Below are 19,006 nucleotides of genomic sequence, written 5' to 3'. Positions count from 1 at the left end.
AGGAGATTTTTGATGAAGACAAAACAATATCCATTATTGCCATTACGTGGTGTCGTCGCCTACCCCTTAATCGGTCTGACGATTGATGTCGGGCGTCCTGTCTCGCTCAAAGCACTGCTGGCGTCGAAAGAGCATGAAATTGATTTGGTTGTCGTCACGCAACGTGATCCCGAAGCGGAACCGTCTGTGGATGGTTTGCATACGATCGGGACACTCGTCCAGATTGCAAAAATGAGTGAACTGGGTAATGATACGGTTCGTGTCCGGGTCATTGGTAAAGAACGTGTCCGGATTGATCAAGTGACGGAAACAGATGAAGGCTATCAAGCGAGTATCGAACCGATTGAAAAAGCAGACATCAAGGGAGCGAAGCAGGAAGCGCTCGTCCGTTTGATCAAGGAACAGTTCGGACAATTGGTGTCACGCATCAAAGGAATCGGAACGGACGAACGACGTCGTTTTGAGACATATGAACGACTCGATTCATTGACGGATTACATCGCGTCGAAATTGCCGATCGACATCGCGAAAAAACAGGAATTCCTCGAAGAAAATGATCCGGTTGAACGCGGGGTCATGCTGCTTGATGTCATGAAACATGAATATGAAGTCGTCGAACTCGAACGCGAAATGCGCGAACGGACGAAAAAGACGATTGAACAGTCGCAACGCGAATACTATCTTCGTGAACAACTGAAGACGATTCAACAGGAACTTGGCGGAGAAGCAGTCTCGGCAGAAAGTGACGCCGTGAAGTATAAGGAAAAACTGGCACTGCTTGATTTGTCAGAAACGGCAGTCATCAATATCGAAAAAGAAATCAATCGTCTTTCCGTCGTGCCGGCAACGAGTCCGGAACACGGTGTAATCCGGAACTATCTCGAATGGTTCTTTTCCCTTCCATGGAACGAAGCGACGGACGACTTCTTGAACGTCGAAGCCGCATCGGAACAGTTGGATGAAGATCATTACGGTCTCGAGAAAGTAAAGGAACGGATTCTTGAGTACTTAGCGGTCAGACAACTGACGGACTCGTTACGCGGTCCGATTTTATGCCTGGCAGGTCCTCCGGGAGTCGGGAAAACGTCACTCGCCCGGTCGATTGCGACGGCGCTTGAACGCAAATTCGTTCGTGTTTCGCTCGGTGGCGTACGTGACGAAGCAGAAATCCGAGGACACCGTCGGACTTATATCGGAGCGATGCCCGGCCGGATCATTCGCGGATTGAAACAGGCCGGAACAAACAACCCGGTATTCCTGCTCGATGAAATCGACAAGATGGCAAATGATTTCCGGGGCGATCCGTCTTCCGCGATGCTTGAAGTACTTGATCCGGAACAAAACAACAGTTTTTCCGATCACTACATCGAAGAGCCGTTTGATTTATCAAATGTCTTATTCATTGCGACGGCCAACGATGTCTCAAATATTCCGGGACCCTTGCTTGACCGGATGGAACTGATTCAAATCGGCGGCTATACAGAACAGGAAAAAACAGAAATTGCAATCCGGCACTTATTGTCGAAACAACTAAAAGAGCACGGACTGAAGAAAAGTCAGCTGACGGTCAAACCGGATGCCTTACAAGAAGTGGTTCGCCGGTATACGCGGGAAGCGGGTGTCCGGAGTCTCGAGCGCGTCATCGGTGCGTTGTGCCGGAAAGCGGCGAAACAAATCGCTATGGGTGAAAAGAAACGGGTTACGGTCACGAAACGTAATTTACCGGACTTCTTAGGTAAACCGATTTACCGTTATGGTCAAAGTGAACTTGAAGATACGATTGGCGCGGTGACTGGTTTAGCGTATACTGCATTTGGGGGCGATACACTGACGATTGAAGTGAGTCTCGCTCCAGGTAAAGGAAAACTGCAGTTAACAGGGAAATTAGGAGACGTCATGCAGGAATCCGCTCAAACGGCACACAGCTTCGTTCGGGCGAATGCAGAAGCGTTTAAAATCGATCCGAATTTCTATGAGACACAAGATATCCACATTCACGTTCCGGAAGGCGCCGTGCCAAAAGACGGTCCTTCGGCGGGGATTACGATCGCGACAGCATTGATTTCCGCGTTGACGAAACGTCCGGTACGGCGAGATGTCGGTATGACCGGAGAAATTACGTTACGGGGACGGGTCTTGCCGATCGGCGGTCTGAAAGAGAAGTCATTGGCAGCCCATCGTGCGGGTTTGACGACGATTTTGATGCCGCAAGACAATACACGTGATATCGATGACATTCCGGAAACGGTTCGGGATGGCATTCGCTTCATACCGGTCGCGACAATGGATCAAGTGCTCGAACATGCATTAAAAGGAGAGTAACATGAAAATTTATAAAGCAGATTTTATTACGAGTGGTGTCAATCCGGAACATTATCCGGAACCGCTCCTTCCTGAGGTGGCACTCGCCGGACGTTCGAACGTCGGAAAGTCGTCGTTCATCAACAAACTTGTTCAGCGAAAAGCACTCGCCCGCACATCCTCAAAACCGGGTAAAACACAAACGTTAAACTTCTTTAACATCAATGATGAAGTCATGTTTGTTGATGTACCGGGTTATGGTTATGCGAAAGTTTCGAAAACCGAACGTGAGGCATGGGGCAAGATGATGGAAAAGTATTTCACGACACGTGAAATACTAAAGGGAGTCGTCTTGCTCGTCGATATCCGTCATGAACCTTCAGCGGATGATGTCATCATGTATGACTTCTTAAAATACTATGATTTATCGGTCATTGTCGTAGCGACGAAACTGGATAAAATCAAGCGTGGTCAACGCGATAAACAGATTGCGGCGATTAAACGGAAATTACAGTTTGACGGGCAGGACACATTCATTCCGTTTTCTTCAGAAACAGGTGAAGGTGTCGACGCAGCATGGGAAGCCATCTATCGTCATTTATGATTCAGATAAAAAGAAGCAACCGCCGGAAGGCAGTTGCTTCTTTTTTTATCCAAAATATCCATTTCAGAAATAAACGCTTCCCATATATGCGGTAGATTGTTTTCACGTTACAATGGTAAAAACAAAAGTGACGGAAAGGGACGTGTAAAGATGAAGCGATATAAATGGATTGCCGCGATCGTAGTCCTTCTGATGCTGACACCGCTATTGATTTGGTTCATACAAAAGGAACGGACATTAAACGTAATCCTGTTTGATTACACGGTGGGAAAACAACAACGGGAACATGCAGGAACGACCTGGTTGTTGAATCATTTGAAAATCACGAAGGATGAAGGAAAGAATTATACATACACGGATTACATCAACCGGTATGACGGGACACAAGGTGAAGCGATGTTGAAACAAGCTTCCAAGGCCGATGTATTGCTGTTTACGGATACATATGGAAAATCCTACACGGTCGACGGGAAACAGCAACACCGTGGCGGACTGACAGCTGAGGATGTGGCACTTGCGACAGACGCGATTTCAAAAGGGAAGACAGTAGTCGCAGAGTTCAATACAGCAGCCAGTCCAACGCCATCCGACCGTTCGAATGCGTTTCGGCAATTATTCGGAACGGCATGGACGGGTTGGATCGGACGCTTTTTCCCGGACTTGACGAAATTACAAGGTCTCGATCAAACCGTCATTGATAAATTAAAGATTCAGGCAAAAGATAAAACGTTTAAATTATCCGGACCCGGATATGTTTTCATCAATGACTCAACAGAAGAAGTTTTTTTCGTCAATGATGAGACACCTCTTTTGTACAAATGGGATAAAAATCAGGGATCGGCAAAGGACGAAGTCCGGTACAACTATTGGTTTGAAGTATTGGAACTCGACGGGGGCGAACAACAGGCCCATTTTTCCTGGAAACCCTCCAAAAACACACAAGCCATGTTACGCGAGCGGCAATTGCCTCTTGAATTCCCCGCCTATGTTACACAAGGAAGCGGCCATTATTTTGCAGGTGATTTCACAGATGTCGCTGATATTCCGCGCTACTATCGTTATGCCGGACTCGATTGGTTCCGTAAACAATTCATTCTCGACAGTGCAGACAGCGAAACGGCATTCTTTTGGAAGGTTTATGCACCGACCATCAGCCGTATCTTAAAGGAAACGAAAGTCGTGAAACAGCAGGCGGCGCAGGTTAAACCGCTGGCACAAACAAAAATCAACAACCAAACGGTCCGGACGCGGGCGCGCTCGGGTCAAGATACGCTTGAGATGTATCAAGACGGGAAATGGAAACCATATATCGTCAAAGGAGTGAACGTCGGACTGGGCCGCCCGGGTGCTTTTCCGGGAGAACACGCCATCAGCCGTAATGAATACGACCGCTGGCTGAAGCAGATGGGTGAGATGGGCGTCAATACGATCCGGATTTATACACTTCATCCTCCCGCTTTTTATGATGCGTTAAAAGCGTACAATGAAACGGCAAAAACACCGATTTACTTAATGCAAGGCATGTGGGTTGAAGAAAAACCGTTTGAAGAATTAAAAAATGCCTTCGAACCGGAATTTTTAAAGATGACGGATACGGAAGCCGAACGGATGGTCGATGTCATACACGGGAATGCTGTCGTCAAGGAAGTTGTCGGTCATGCTTCCGGTACGTATACGTCTGACGTTTCACAGTACGTCTCTGCATTTGTGTTCGGGATCGAATGGTTACCGGACGCCGTCATCGGAACGAATAAGAAGAACAAGGGGCTTCGGTACGACGGCAAATACGTGACGACGACCAAAGACGCCTCGCCATTTGAATCATGGTTAGCCGGCCGGATGGACGGTGCGACACAGCATGAGCTCGATACCTACAAAACGACCCGGCCCATCGCAGCAACGAACTGGCCGACGACGGATCCCCTTGCGCATCCGAAGGAAGTGGAAGAAGAACAGGACCTGGTATCGATTGATTTCAACCATATCCAGGCCACAAAAGACTTTGCCGGCGGCGTCTTTGCCTCGTATCATATTTACCCGTACTATCCATCGTTCATCAAGGAAGAGTTTGGACGCAAAGCGGATACCGGATCAGAGTCGTACAGCCGTTATCTGAAGCGGATGAAAGACTATCATGATATGCCGTTACTCGTTTCCGAATTCGGCATTCCGAGTTCGCGTGGGAAAACCCATCTGGGTCCGAATGGATTTGATCAAGGGCATGTCAGTGAAAAAAATCAAGGAAAACTCGTAGCCAAGTTATATCAAGACATCGTCGAAACGAAGATGGCCGGCGGACTGGTCTTTATCTGGCAGGACGAATGGTTCAAACGGACGTGGAATACGATGGACTATGATGACGCTAACACACGTCCGCGCTGGTCAAATGTCCAAACGAGCGAGCAGCATTTCGGGATGCTTGGTTTCTTAAGAGCCGATATTACGATTGACGGTAAGATGGATGACTGGAAAGGCTATGCACCGGTAGCGGAAACGGACGGTCAAGCGATTTACATGACATCGGATGAAGCTTATCTGTATGTCCGGATCGACCGGAAAAAAGCCGAACCGATGACACTCGCCTTGTCGACGAAGCCGAATGACGGTAATCTGCAAGTCGGACCGTTAAAATTGGACGAAGGTGCCGAGTATCGTTTGACGATCGGCGATCAAGCGCGCCTGGATGTCGATGAACGGTATGACATCTTCCGCTACCATTACGGGTTGAAAAAACCGTTTGAGATGGTCAAGCCGCCGTCAGATAAACAAAACAGTGGAAACTTTAACCCGATCTACCAAATGCTCGATTATGCAAGAAGAGATCCGGTCACTAAAAAAATCATCAAGCCGGCCGTGAAGTGGGACACAGGTATTCTGCATGAAGGACCGCCGGAAAGTATTTTGACCGATATCTCTGACATCAAGCAAAAGCAGATCGAACTTCGGATTCCATGGATGTTATTAAATATGCGGGACCCGAGCAAACATGAAATCATCGGAGATTTTTGGAAAGATGGGCTTGAGGCGAAGATGATCACGGAGGGGATTGAAGTGACCGGCCAAATCGGAACAACGCGGATTCCGGAAAAAGACCGCGGTTTTTATAATTGGTCGGAATGGACGAACCCGCAACAGCGCGAGGCGCTAAAACCGGTATATCAAACGATGCAACAGGCGTTTAAAGAAGGAGTGAGATAAATGCGTCGGGAAGAAATGTGGAAATTAATCAATGCAACAATCGAACCCATTGATACAGAAACAAGCTCATCACATATCTTGTCCGAACAGGATGTGAACGAATCAACATCAGGAGTCATTTTTATTCATACAGTCGGTGTAATGCCGGAAACGGTCAATGATCTGATTGAAGAAGGGCGATGTGTAAGAACGGACTTGTCCTATGCGGATGTCATTCTCGCCAGTCGACCGCTAGAGGAGGAACGGATTCCTGTCGTTTACCTGAATCCGGATATGAATGACGCCTCGTTCTACTTACTGGAGAATGCACGAGAAATCGTACCGGCTGATCTGGCCAAGGATGTCCTGTTGGATCGAATTGTCCGGTATAAACGTGTTCAGCGTGTCGTCGATGCGGTAATCGTCACAGACGATCCGCATCTCAGACGATTGCTGGAACGCGAATTGACAAAAAACTTTGAAACCCTCTCCCTGTATGAACGAGCAGAAGTATTTTTAGAGCAGCATGCGGCAATGCGTCCGTATCTTCTTGTCTTTTCATCTGCTCTTCCGCGCGCAGATGGTCTTGAGTTACTCTTGCGCGCCAAAACCGAAAGTGTTATGCCGTTTCATGCCATCATGATTTCGATGTACAACCGGGAACGGGATCATGTGCTCGCAATCGAACGCGGCGTCGACGGAATCATGACGCTCCCGCTTAAAGTGGAGGAATTTCGGGCATGGCTCAGAAAACTGGAGGGGATGAACGAATGAGATGGATTCTTACTTTCATTCTTATCCTGGTCATTCTTCAGGTGGCAGCTTTAGTTTATCTGGTTATTCAAAAACGTAAGCGTGCCAAACAAGAGGATGACCGGTTAACCTGGCAACTGCATTTCCGGGATGAAATCTATGATTATGCGACGAGTAAACAATCGAAGATGCCGGATATTTTACCAGGAAATGAAGATTTGGTTGAATTGGAATTGTTTGCCCTGACCAATTTGACAGCGACCGAGTCGCATCAAGAGAAAATTTACCGGTATGTCGAAACGAAACTGCTGACCTATTATCAAAAACAGATTCGGCACCGGCGGATTGACCGACGTCTGAATGCCTATGAAGCAATCGCTCAGTTCCGGTTGAGTCCGGTCGCAGAAACCCTTCAGCAAAAATTGCACAAACAATTATCAAAAGAAGAAGAAGACGTCATTGTCCGTACCCTCGTATCGATTGCACCGCATCTGGCAATTGAGGAAGCTAAACAGCAAAACGATATCAGTTTTTTCGGTGCTGTACTGGCTGTTGGTCGCAGTCGCGATTTGTCACCTTGGGTGACAGCATTTGATCAGCTGACGGAATCTTTTCAAATGGCGATTCTTCAACTGATTTATGACCGTGACGAGACGCAGTATGCAGAACTGGTTCGGATGAAGACGAACGACGCCAATCCCGAAATCCGGAAGCGGGCACTCCGCGCGTTGACGCGTGTCGGGCTCGAAGAAGACTGGCAACTTTATACGCCTTATCTCGAGGATGAGACGAGTTGGGTCGAGCAGATGTTAGCATTGCGCTTTCTAGAAAACGTGACACCAAAGGATTCTGTCGACTACATCCTGCCGTTCGTCGGCAGCCGTTCCTGGTGGGTACGGACCGCAGCCTTTGATGCCCTGCTTGCCTGTGGTGGTCTCGAACAGCTGGCGCTCGTCGCAAAAGATCATCCTGACCGTTATGCCAAACAAAAAGCGACGGAACGGTTAGCAAAGGAGATGAAACAACATGTTGTCATCTGAAACGATTCAAAATATCATTAACGTTTTATCCTGGACTGTTCTGATTTATATGATTCTCGTCATCATTTTTTATTCAACGTTGTATCTGATTTCGGCACAAATGGTCCGAAAACAACGGTTCCGACGAAAGGAAAGTTCTTATTTGCCATTAATGCGTTCTCTTTATACGCGGCCGGTCAGTGTTCTTGTTCCGGCTTACAATGAAGAGTATACGATCGTCACCAGTGTTCAGGCGCTGCTTGCACTCGACTACCCGGAACATGAAGTCATTGTCATCAATGATGGATCGAGTGACGGGACGATGGATGAGCTGTTTAAGACGTACGAATTGGAAAAGGAGTTACGTTTTCCCAGGATTCTGATTGGGTCGCAACCCGTCAAACACGTTTACCGTTCCCGAATCGATGCCCGTTTGATTGTCATTGATAAAGAGAACGGCGGGAAGGCGGATGCCTTGAATGCCGGAATCGACTACTCCAGTTATCCGTATTTCTGTTCGCTGGATGCCGACTCGATTCTTGAACGGGATGCTCTCCTGAAAGTCATGAAACCGATTGTAGAGTCCGATGAAGACGTCATTGCGACATGCGGGTCGATTTTCCTCGTCAACGGTTGTACGATCGAAGGCGGCGAAATTGTTGAGATTCGGACCCCGAAACAACGGATTGTATTGATGCAGATGATTGAGTATTTCCGTGCCTTTTTGTTCGGACGCCTCGGACTCAGCCGTTTTAATATGTTACTGATTGTGTCCGGTGCTTTCGGATTATTCCAAAAAGCAATCGTCGTTCAGGCGGGCGGGTACAAAGAGGGGCTTGTCGGCGAGGACATGGAGTTAGTCGTCCGGCTGCATCGTTACATGAAAGAAAATAAGATTGATAAACGGATTGAGTACGTCCCTTCACCGGTCTGCTGGACACAGGCACCGGATACGATGGAAGTCTTACGCTCGCAACGGAGCCGTTGGCATCGGGGACTGGCAGAAACGTTATGGACACATAAACGGATGATTGGGAATCCGCGCTACGGTTTCGTCGGAAGCGTCTCGATGCTGTACTTCTTTTTAATCGAATTGCTCGGACCGATTGTCGAGTTGATCGGGTACTTCATCATTCCGCTTAACCTGCTGGTTGGAACACTTAATTTTGAGTTCGGTGTTGTCCTATTGACTGTTGCTTTGCTGTACGGGTCTTTGTTATCCGCCGGAGCCGTTCTGCTTGAAGAGTGGACGATGCACCGATTCAAGAACGTCAAAGAGTTGATCCGTCTATACTTGTGGTCATTGACAGAATCGTTTTGGTACCGTCCGATCCTGGTCTTCTTTAAGCTCGGTGGATTAATTCAGTTCATGACGGGACGCGGTCAATGGGGTAAGATGGAACGACAGCGACTGGACGATGTCGTAACAGACGAAGTGAAAGAAAAAACAAGTTGATTGTAAACTCGTAGGAGGACTGTTCGTGGATTTACTTCGAAACAAATGGTTTAAAGCCTTACTTTGGATTTTGACGATTTTCTTGGTTATCTGGGTCGGAACAAAAATCTCATTTTTATTCCAACCTATTAAAGTGATGTTAGCATTGATTTTCCCACCGCTGATTATCGCCGGTATCTTTTATTACTTCACCCTCGGAATTGTTGACACGCTTCAAAAACGCGTCAAGAAACGAGGACTCGCGGTTCTGATCGTCTTGCTCGGATTTCTTGGTATCATCACGATTGCCGTCGCTTCGATGGGTCCGATTTTGGTCGAGCAAGTGTCGGATTTTGTGACAAGCATTCCGAACCTGGTCGTCGAACTGCGGGACCAGACACTGAATCTCCGGGACCAGTTGATGAACAATCGTTTTATCTCCAACTGGGTGCATGAAAATACCGCCATGTTTGATTCCTGGACGAATGAAGCGACATCTTATATCGGCACGTTATTCAAGTCGGTCTCGACGTCTGTCGGAACGATCTTCGGGGTCATCTCTTCGACCGTCTTGATCATCGTGCTTGTACCGTTCATTTTGGTCTACATGTTACTCGACGGCTATAAGTTTCCGAACTCAGTCGTCAAACTGTTACCGAAAAGCTATGAAACGGAAACCCGGAAAATTCTTCACGATATGCATGTGACGGTTAAACACTACGTGAACGGTCAAGTCATCGTCTCGTTGTGCGTCGGTCTGATGTCGTTGATCGGATTTTTCATCTCGGATATTCAATATGCGTTGCTGCTGGCATTGTTCTGTACGGTTACGAACATCATTCCGTATCTTGGACCGTATATCGGGGCTGTTCCTGCCGTCATCGTCGGATTCATCGATGATCCGATCAAAGCACTCTACGCTATCATTACGATTGTCGTCGCCCAACAGATTGAATCAAATCTGATTTCGCCGTATGTTCAAGGAAAGACGCTGAAGGTCCATCCTTTGACGATCATCATCGTCTTGCTTGTTGCCGGAAAGATTGGTGGCATCATCGGTGTCATCTTAGCGGTCCCGACCTATGCCGTAACGAAAGTTGTTGTTCAAAACATTGCCCGGATTTATCGTTTGCGCCAACAAAAGTTGGATGTCCAGATCGATGAGTCACGGATCATTACCGATTCGACGAAATAAGAAAGACAAACCCTCTGCTGACGATGAAAGCAGAGGGTTTGTACTTTGTCGCTGAGAGGGATATGGTAAGAAGATAAGTTTCACAACTTCGACTCATTTTAGTTTATAAATTGATTGGAATCTTTTTTATAATGGTTATAATGTAGAGTAGAGAACGAAAGATAGATGAGAATGAAATCTTTGGACGTAAGGGGTAGAGCGCATGCATATCGTAGTTGTCGGTTTAAATAATAAGACGGCGCCTGTATCAATCCGCGAACAAGTCTCATTTGGGGAACATGAGATGAAGGGAGCGGTCGTTGCGCTACGTGACGAAAAAAGTATTTTCGAGAGCGTCATCGTTTCGACATGCAACCGGACGGAATTATATGTTGTTACGGATCAACCGCATACAGGTCGTTACTATACAAAACGTTTTCTGGCGAACTGGTTTGGTTTGACGATGGAAGAACTGGAGCCGTATTTGTTCATCCACGAAGGATTTGACGCAATGAAACATCTTTTCCGGGTGACAAGCGGACTCGATTCGATGATCGTCGGTGAAACACAGATTCTCGGGCAAGTGAAAACAAGTTTCTTTACGGCACAAAAACTCGAGACGACCGGAACGGTCTTCAATAAATTGTTTAAAGAAGCAGTCACGCTTGCGAAACGCGCGCATGCGGAAACGGGAATCGGTGAAAATGCCGTGTCGGTCAGCGCAGCTGCTGTCACGTTAGCGGAACAGTTACTTGGATCGCTTGAAGATAAATCCATTGTCGTCATCGGTGCCGGAGAAACAGGAGAACTGACGACCCTGAACTTATATGAAGCAGGTGCCCGTGATATCACTGTTTTCAACCGGACGCTGGCAAAAGCGGAAGAAGTGGCGAATCGTTTCGAAGGATCCGCACATTCGATAAACGAAATGCAATGCGGTCTGCTTCGGGCTGACATCGTTATTTCTTCAACCGGAGCAAAACGAGCAATCATCAAACGTGAAGACATTGCCGCAGCCCAATTGTTCCGAAGTGACCGTCCGTTCCTGTTGATCGACATTGCGGTTCCCCGTGATATCGAGCCGACGGCGGGTGACTTGCCAGGTGTCCACCTGTATGATGTCGATGATTTAACGTCAATCGTTCAGCAAAACATGGCGGAACGATTGAAGGAAGCAGCAAAAATCGAACGGCGGATTGAAGCTGCGATTGCTGAGTTCGAAGGATGGATGACGACGCTTGGTGTCGTTCCGATCATTACGGAACTCCGTGATCAGTCGCTTAAAATCCAGCAAGAGACGATGCAAAGTCTGGAGCGGAAGTTGCCGAATATGACAAATCGGGAAAAAACCGTGATCGGAAAACACATGAAATCGATCATCAATCAACTGCTTCGCGAACCATTATCCTATATTAAAGATGCAGCCGCGAAACCAGATGCCGAGCAACGGATTGCGCAGTTCATGGATACGTTTGCATTAGACGAAGAGTTGTTTGATAGTGCCGCCGAGGAAATGGTGTTACAAGAAGAAACAACAGCCGAACGGAAAGCTGTGAATCGGTGAACATAGACCGAATTGTGTTACAATAGAAAAGCATGGGGCGGACTTGTGCCGCCCCTTTATTATTGTACAGGGGGATTTCAGCATGCGAAAAATCATAGTAGGTTCACGTAGTTCAAAACTTGCGATGACACAAACGAAATGGGTCATCGAGCAATTGAAACAAGCAGGTGCACCATACGAATTCGAAATCAAGAACATCATCACGAAGGGTGACCGCATCCTTGACGTGACACTATCTAAAGTTGGTGGTAAAGGATTGTTCGTCAAAGAAATCGAACAACAGATGATTGACGAAGACATTGATTTTGCCGTGCATAGCATGAAAGATCTCCCGTCTGAATTACCGACAGGACTCATCATTGGTGCGACACCTTCACGAGTCGATGCACGAGATGCTTTGATTACGACGACAGGTGGCGGACTGGACTCGCTTCCGGAAGGGGCAATTGTCGGAACGAGCAGCTTACGCCGCGGTTCCCAATTACTCAAATTACGCCCGGATTTAAAAATCGAATCGATCCGCGGGAACATCGATACACGTCTTGAAAAGCTGAAGACAGGTCCGTTTGACGGTATCCTGCTTGCGGCTGCCGGTCTGCAACGGATGGGCTGGTCAGAAGACATTGTTTCGGAATACATTTCAACCGACGATATGATTCCGGCGGTCGGACAAGGGATTTTGGCAATCGAATGCCGGGCGAACGATCAAGAAGTCCGCGACTTGCTGAATTTGATCCACGATCAGATGACAGAAAAAGTAGCTTTCGCCGAGCGCTCGTTCTTGGCGGCAATCGAAGGAAGCTGTCATGTTCCGGTCGGCGGATTCGCGACGATTAATGAAGACTTATCGACAACACTCGTCGGATTCCTTGGTTCAGTCGACGGTCAACAAATCCTGCTCGAACGGGAAACATCACTTGATCCGATGCAACTCGGTCAAACGGTTGCGACGCGTCTTCTCGATGCAGGTGGTCGTGAGATTCTCGCATCTTTACCGGATGACCTGTAAGCGCCTGGTGTTGACGGGAAGCCGTCGACCGACTGCGGAGCAGGTGGAGCGTTTGACAGCACAGCGGATTGAAGTCGTCCATCATCCGGTCATCGAAACGATTCCGGTCGATTTTCAGTTGCCGGCGGAACTCGATTGGCTGATTGTGACAAGTCCGACCGGCGTCGAACGCATCCAGTCAGAGCTTCCGTTCTTGCAACATACGAAGATTGCAGTCGTCGGATCAAAAACGGCGGCAGCGTTAATCAAGCAGGGACGAACACCTGATTTCATGCCATCCGCTTTTACAGGGGATATGCTGGTTGAAGAATTACGGCCGCTTCTCCGGACAGGACAACGGATTTGTTTTGCCCGCGGGAACCGGTCACGTCAAGAACCGCTCGAACGATTAAGAAATGCCGTTGCGGCTGAAGTGTTGGAAGTCATCACGTATGAAACAAACTTGCGGGTGATTCCCCCTAATCTGTTGCAACAGGCTGCGTATATTGGTTTACAAAGTCCTTCAGCTGTCGAAGCGATTGCTCCACTACGTCAAGAGACGACGGCGACTTACGTGACCATCGGACCGATTACCGAGCAAGCCGCTCGACGTTTCGGTTTGACACCACTTTTGGTCGCTGCCGTCTATACACTCGACGGACTGATTGACTGTATTTTAGAGGAGGAACTGTTATGAATACATTAGAATTCGCACGTCACCGCCGCTTGCGGAATACAGCATCATTGCGCTCACTCGTCCGGGAAAATCATCTCCACAAAACTGATTTGATTTATCCGTTGTTTGTCGCAGAAGGGGAAGATATCAAACGGGAAGTCAGCTCGATGCCCGGCGTATTCAACCTTTCACTCGACCATCTTGAAGCAGAAATCAAGGAAGTCGTTTCACTTGGTATTGAATCGGTCATCCTGTTTGGTGTTCCGCACGATCACTTAAAAGATGAACAGGGGACAGGGGCATTCCATGATCATGGAATCGTTCAAGAAGCGACGCGACTCGTTAAAAAAGTCGCACCGCAACTGACGGTCATCGCGGATACATGTCTATGCGAATATACGTCAACCGGACACTGCGGCATCGTCGCCGACGGAACGGTCGATAACGATGTGTCACTTCCGTTGCACGTCCAAACAGCAGTGTCTCAAGCGCGTGCCGGTGCCGACATCATCGCACCATCTTCCATGATGGACGGATTTGTCGCGGCGATCCGCCAAGGACTCGATGAGAATGGATTCAGCCATATCCCGGTCATGAGTTACGGCGTCAAGTATGCTTCCGCTTATTACGGACCGTTCCGTGATGCGGCAAACTCGGCACCTGGTGAAGGGGACCGCAAAGGGTATCAAATGGATCCGGCTAACCGTCGGGAAGCATTCCGTGAAGCGACAGCAGATGTCGAGCAGGGTGCCGACTTCATGATCGTCAAACCGGCTCTCGCCTTTATGGATATCATTCGGGATGTCCGGGAACGGGTAGACTTACCAATCGTCGCGTATAACGTATCGGGTGAATATGCGATGGTCAAGGCTGCTGCGTTAAACGGCTGGATTGACGAAGAACGTATTGTCATGGAAACGATGCTCGGCTTTAAACGGGCCGGAGCCGATTTAATCATCACCTATTTCGCGAAAGACATTTGCCGTTACTTGGAGGGGTCGAAATGAGCTTAACGAATCAAAATTCAAAATCAAAAGCCGCGTTTGAGCGGGCCTTACCGCTCATGCCGGGCGGTGTCAACAGCCCGGTTCGCGCGTATAAATCAGTCGGCATGACACCGATTTTTGCAGAACGTGCGCAAGGATCACGTCTGTACGATATCGACGGAAAAGAATACATCGACTATGTTTTATCATGGGGACCGATGATTCTTGGTCATGCTGATCCGATCGTGACGGCTGCCATTCAAGAGCAGGCGACACGTGGATGGAGCTACGGCACACCAACCGAAATCGAGTCGGCGATGGCGGAAGTCGTCATCAGCCGTGTCCCGTCGGTTGAAGTCGTCCGGATGGTCAACTCCGGAACGGAAGCGACGATGGCTGCGCTTCGTCTCGCACGCGGATATACAGGAAAAACAAAAATCCTGAAATTCGAAGGCTGTTATCACGGTCACGGCGATTCACTGTTGATTAAAGCCGGATCAGGTGTTGCGACACTCGGACTGCCGGATTCACCGGGTGTACCGGCACAAATTGCCAGTATGACATTGACGGTGCCGTACAATGACATGGATGCGGTCCGGATTGCATTTGAAAAACACGGCGACGATATCGCCGGTGTCATCGTCGAACCGGCAGCGGGCAATATGGGCTTCGTTCCACCACAACCGGGCTTCCTCGAAGGACTGCGCGAAATCACGGAACAGCACGGCACACTGTTGATCTTTGATGAAGTCATGACCGGTTTCCGCGTCGGCTTCAATTGTGCCCAAGGACATTTCGGTGTCACACCGGATATCACATGTCTCGGTAAGGTCATCGGTGGCGGTATGCCGGTCGGTGCTTACGGCGGACGTCGCGATATCATGGAACAAATCGCGCCGCAAGGTCCGATTTATCAAGCCGGTACATTATCAGGTAATCCGCTTGCGATGGCGGCAGGACTTGCGACATTAACGCAACTGAAACCGGAACACTACGAAGAGTTTGACCGGAAAGCCAACCGTTTGTCGGAAGGGTATCTCGCAGCAGCTGCGAAATACAATATTCCATTGACGACGAACCGCGCCGGTGCGATGTTCGGTGTCTTCTTCACGGATCAGCCGGTGACGAACTTCGAACAGGCAAAATCATCGAACCTCGATATGTTCCGCTCATATTATCAAAAAATGGCGGCACGTGGTATCTTCTTACCACCGTCACAATTTGAAGGACTCTTCCTGTCGACCGTTCATACGGACGACGATATCGAGCAGACGATTGCAGCAGTCGAGCTGACATTCAAAGAATTACAACTCGAATTTAATCGTTAAGCAGTTCTTGACGAGCCGTAGAGGTCTCGGATAAAATAAAGAAAGAATAATTTGGAAAACAGCGATGACGGGAAGAGTAGTCAACAACCGGACTGTATGAGAGAACACATCCACTGGCTGAGAGATGTGACAGGAAGTGCTGACGAAGGTCACCCCACGAGCTGGTTCTGTAAGCGACAGCAAGCAGAATCCGGATTGCCGCACGTTACGCGGACTAGAGGGCACTCTGTCAAGAGTGAACTAAGGTGGTACCGCGGAAGAGCAACGGCTTCTTTCGTCCTTAGATGAGGACGAGAGAAGCCGTTTTTATTATGGACTAAAGGAGCGATTCAGATGCAGGAATTATCAATGCCGACAAAATATGATCCGCAGGCGACGGAAGAAAAATGGTACGACTTTTGGATAAAAGGGGAATATTTTAAAGCTGATCAGGATCCGGAGAAAGCACCGTATACAATCGTTATCCCACCGCCGAACGTTACCGGTAAATTGCACCTTGGTCACGCTTGGGATACAACACTTCAGGATATGCTGACACGGATGAAGCGGATGCAGGGCTTTGACGTCTTGTACCTGCCGGGAATGGACCATGCCGGAATTGCGACACAGGCAAAAGTCGAGCAGAAACTCCGCGCAGAAGGTAAATCGCGTCTTGAAATGGGACGTGAGAAGTTCCTTGAACAATCATGGGCATGGAAAGAAGAATATGCTTCAACGATTCGCGAGCAGTGGTCAAAACTCGGACTCGGACTCGATTATTCACGGGAACGGTTTACGCTTGACGAAGGACTGTCAGAGGCCGTTCAGGAAGTATTCGTCAAATTATATGAAAAAGGCTTGATCTACCGCGGCGAATACATCGTCAACTGGGATCCGGCGACGAAAACAGCAATTTCAGACATCGAAGTTATTTATAAAGATATCGAAGGCGCTTTCTATCACTTCAGTTATCCTTTGACGGACGGAACGGGTCACGTTGAACTGGCGACGACACGTCCGGAAACGATGCTCGGCGATACAGCGATTGCTGTTAACCCGAAAGACGAGCGTTATGCACATCTCGTCGGAAAAACGATCACGTTACCGATCGTCGGCCGGGAAATCCCGATCGTTGCTGATGAATACGTCGATATGGAGTTCGGAACCGGTGTCGTTAAAATTACACCGGCTCATGACCCGAACGACTTTGAAGTCGGAAATCGTCATGACTTACCGCGTGTCCTCGTCATGAACGAAGACGGAACGATGAACGAAAATGCAGGGAAATACGAAGGTATGGACCGATTCGAATGCCGTAAGCAGATTGTCGAAGACTTAAAAGAATCAGGTGTCTTGATCAAGATCGAACCGCATCTGCATTCCGTTGGTCACTCGGAACGGTCGGACGCGATTGTTGAGCCGTACTTGTCGCTCCAATGGTTCGTGAAAATGGAACCGCTCGCTGAAAAAGCATTGCAGGAACAGCAAGGCGAAGATAAAATCAACTTCATCCCGCAACGGTTTGAAAACACCTATGTCCGCTGGATGGAAAACATCCGTGACTGGTGTGTCAGCCGTCAACTTTGGTGGGGTCACCGGATTCCGGCCTGGTACCACAAAGAAACGGGCGAAGTGTACGTCGGCAAAGAAGCACCGTCGGACATCGAAAACTGGGAACAGGACAACGATGTGCTGGATACATGGTTCTCATCCGCCCTTTGGCCGTTCTCGACGATGGGCTGGCCAAACGAAGGTGCAGCTGACTATCAGAAGTACTTCCCGACGTCAACACTCGTAACGGGTTACGATATCATCGCTTTCTGGGTCTCACGGATGATCTTCCAATCGTATGAATTCACAGGCGAACGTCCATTCAACGATGTCTTGATCCACGGGTTGATCCGTGACTCGGAAGGACGGAAAATGTCCAAATCACTCGGGAACGGAATTGATCCGATGGATGTCATCGAGAAATACGGTGCCGATTCACTGCGCTGGTTCTTAACGACCGGTTCCACACCGGGGAACGATTTACGTTTCTACTGGGAAAAAATCGAAGCGACATGGAACTTCTCGAACAAGTTATGGAATGCAAGCCGGTTTGCGTTGATGAACATGGACGGACTGACATACGACCAGATTGATCTGTCAGGTGAAAAATCACTGGCTGACCAGTGGATTCTGACGCGTCTGAACACGACGATTGATGATGTGACGCGTCTGTCGGACAAATATGAGTTTGGGGAAGCCGGTCGTGTCCTCTATCACTTCATCTGGGAAGACTTCTGTAACTGGTATATCGAGATGGCGAAGTTGCCGTTAAACGGTGAGGACGAAGAAGCGAAATTGACGACACGTTCGATTCTTGCCTATACGCTGGATCAAATCATGCGTCTGATGCATCCGTTCATGCCGTTCATCACGGAAGAAATTTGGCAGCACCTGCCGCATGAAGGCGAAACCATCACACGTGCCGCTTGGCCGACACGAAACGATGCACTCGACTTCAAAGCAGCTGTCCCGGCCTTTGAAGCCGTTCAAAACGTCATCCGTTCAGTCCGGAACATCCGGGCGGAAGTGAACGCACCGATGTCGAAACAAATCCAGTTGATGATTTCAACGAGTGACGACCAAGTCCAACATGATTTAGAGACGAACGTCTCGTACCTGAAGAAATTTACCAATGCATCCGAGTTGCTCGTCGAACGCAATATGACAGCACCGGAAAAAGCGATGAGTGCCATCGTAACGGGAGCCGAATTGTTCATTCCGCTCGCTGACTTGATCAACATCGAAGAAGAGATCGCCCGTCTGAACAAAGAACTCGTCAAGTATACAAAAGAAGTCGAACGGGTCGAGAAAAAACTCAACAACCCGGGCTTCGTCGGGAAAGCACCGGCACATGTCATTGAAGAAGAACGAGCAAAAGCACAAGACTACAAAGAGAAACGGGCAGCAGTCGAAGTCCGGATCAGCGAACTCGCAAAATAATCTTAACAGTGGCTCAAGTTTTCTTGAGTCA

Annotated in this window: 13 protein-coding genes and 1 other annotated feature; all 13 genes read left to right on the top strand. The window is 48.5% G+C overall.

Features of this window, described 5'->3' with window-relative positions; translation table 11 throughout:
- Positions 1-12 precede the first annotated feature (12 nt).
- Positions 13-2,322 carry an endopeptidase La gene (gene lon / locus ABIC15_RS02060; protein WP_012371014.1) on the top strand — a complete coding sequence of 770 codons (2,310 nt, stop codon included), beginning with the start codon at positions 13-15 and terminating at the stop codon, positions 2,320-2,322.
- A gap of 1 nt (position 2,323) precedes the next feature.
- Entirely contained in the window at positions 2,324-2,905 is a 582-nt protein-coding gene (gene yihA, locus ABIC15_RS02055; protein ID WP_012371013.1) for a ribosome biogenesis GTP-binding protein YihA/YsxC, read from the top strand.
- 150 nt (positions 2,906-3,055) lie between these two features.
- Entirely contained in the window at positions 3,056-6,103 is a 3,048-nt protein-coding gene (locus ABIC15_RS02050; RefSeq protein WP_354019608.1) for a hypothetical protein, read from the top strand.
- Positions 6,104-6,856, top strand: coding sequence for a response regulator (locus ABIC15_RS02045; RefSeq protein ID WP_354019606.1), 753 nt, complete (start codon positions 6,104-6,106; stop codon positions 6,854-6,856).
- Positions 6,853-7,875, top strand: a complete 1,023-nt coding sequence (locus tag ABIC15_RS02040) for a HEAT repeat domain-containing protein (protein ID WP_354019604.1) — start codon at positions 6,853-6,855, stop codon at positions 7,873-7,875. The genes ABIC15_RS02045 and ABIC15_RS02040 overlap by 4 nt, the downstream gene beginning before the upstream one ends.
- Positions 7,862-9,310 (top strand): glycosyltransferase family 2 protein, encoded by a 1,449-nt coding sequence (locus ABIC15_RS02035; protein ID WP_012371009.1) that lies wholly within the window; start codon positions 7,862-7,864, stop codon positions 9,308-9,310. The genes ABIC15_RS02040 and ABIC15_RS02035 overlap by 14 nt, the downstream gene beginning before the upstream one ends.
- 25 nt (positions 9,311-9,335) lie before the next feature.
- Positions 9,336-10,484, top strand: coding sequence for an AI-2E family transporter (locus ABIC15_RS02030; RefSeq protein ID WP_354019602.1), 1,149 nt, complete (start codon positions 9,336-9,338; stop codon positions 10,482-10,484).
- Positions 10,485-10,686: 202 nt separating this feature from the next.
- The gene (gene hemA / locus ABIC15_RS02025) at positions 10,687-12,027 is read left to right on the top strand and encodes a glutamyl-tRNA reductase (protein ID WP_354019600.1); all 1,341 of its coding nucleotides are present in this window, start codon (positions 10,687-10,689) and stop codon (positions 12,025-12,027) included.
- Positions 12,028-12,109: 82 nt separating this feature from the next.
- Positions 12,110-13,036: a hydroxymethylbilane synthase gene (gene hemC, locus ABIC15_RS02020; protein WP_012371006.1), complete on the top strand. Its 927-nt coding sequence runs from the start codon at positions 12,110-12,112 to the stop codon at positions 13,034-13,036.
- Positions 13,002-13,712: a uroporphyrinogen-III synthase gene (locus ABIC15_RS02015; RefSeq protein WP_354019597.1), complete on the top strand. Its 711-nt coding sequence runs from the start codon at positions 13,002-13,004 to the stop codon at positions 13,710-13,712. The genes hemC and ABIC15_RS02015 overlap by 35 nt, the downstream gene beginning before the upstream one ends.
- A complete protein-coding gene (gene hemB / locus ABIC15_RS02010) occupies positions 13,709-14,698 on the top strand; it encodes a porphobilinogen synthase (protein WP_354019596.1) in 990 nt (329 codons plus the stop codon). Before ABIC15_RS02015 ends, hemB begins: the two co-directional genes overlap by 4 nt.
- Positions 14,695-16,005, top strand: a complete 1,311-nt coding sequence (hemL, locus tag ABIC15_RS02005; protein WP_214850191.1) for a glutamate-1-semialdehyde 2,1-aminomutase — start codon at positions 14,695-14,697, stop codon at positions 16,003-16,005. Before hemB ends, hemL begins: the two co-directional genes overlap by 4 nt.
- Before the next feature lie 55 nt (positions 16,006-16,060).
- Positions 16,061-16,290: a binding site (T-box leader), on the top strand.
- Between the two features lie 42 nt (positions 16,291-16,332).
- On the top strand, positions 16,333-18,975 hold the full coding sequence (locus tag ABIC15_RS02000; protein WP_354019855.1) for a valine--tRNA ligase: 2,643 nt from the start codon (positions 16,333-16,335) through the stop codon (positions 18,973-18,975).
- Positions 18,976-19,006: the final 31 nt, after the last annotated feature.

The sequence above is a fragment of the Exiguobacterium sp. PvP048 genome, from assembly GCF_040549175.1.
Classification (GTDB): domain Bacteria; phylum Bacillota; class Bacilli; order Exiguobacteriales; family Exiguobacteriaceae; genus Exiguobacterium_A; species Exiguobacterium_A artemiae.
This window is presented reverse-complemented; position numbering and strand designations above follow the sequence as displayed.

Excerpts from the sequence above, each read along its gene's own strand:
- hemB (WP_354019596.1), top strand. The coding sequence starts at position 13,709 with ATGAATACATTAGAATTCGCACGTCACCGCCGCTTGCGGAATACAGCA.
- hemC (WP_012371006.1), top strand. The coding sequence starts at position 12,110 with ATGCGAAAAATCATAGTAGGTTCACGTAGTTCAAAACTTGCGATGACA.
- yihA (WP_012371013.1), top strand. The coding sequence starts at position 2,324 with ATGAAAATTTATAAAGCAGATTTTATTACGAGTGGTGTCAATCCGGAA.
- ABIC15_RS02040 (WP_354019604.1), top strand. The coding sequence starts at position 6,853 with ATGAGATGGATTCTTACTTTCATTCTTATCCTGGTCATTCTTCAGGTG.
- ABIC15_RS02045 (WP_354019606.1), top strand. The coding sequence starts at position 6,104 with ATGCGTCGGGAAGAAATGTGGAAATTAATCAATGCAACAATCGAACCC.
- lon (WP_012371014.1), top strand. The coding sequence starts at position 13 with ATGAAGACAAAACAATATCCATTATTGCCATTACGTGGTGTCGTCGCC.
- ABIC15_RS02050 (WP_354019608.1), top strand. The coding sequence starts at position 3,056 with ATGAAGCGATATAAATGGATTGCCGCGATCGTAGTCCTTCTGATGCTG.
- hemL (WP_214850191.1), top strand. The coding sequence starts at position 14,695 with ATGAGCTTAACGAATCAAAATTCAAAATCAAAAGCCGCGTTTGAGCGG.
- hemA (WP_354019600.1), top strand. The coding sequence starts at position 10,687 with ATGCATATCGTAGTTGTCGGTTTAAATAATAAGACGGCGCCTGTATCA.
- ABIC15_RS02035 (WP_012371009.1), top strand. The coding sequence starts at position 7,862 with ATGTTGTCATCTGAAACGATTCAAAATATCATTAACGTTTTATCCTGG.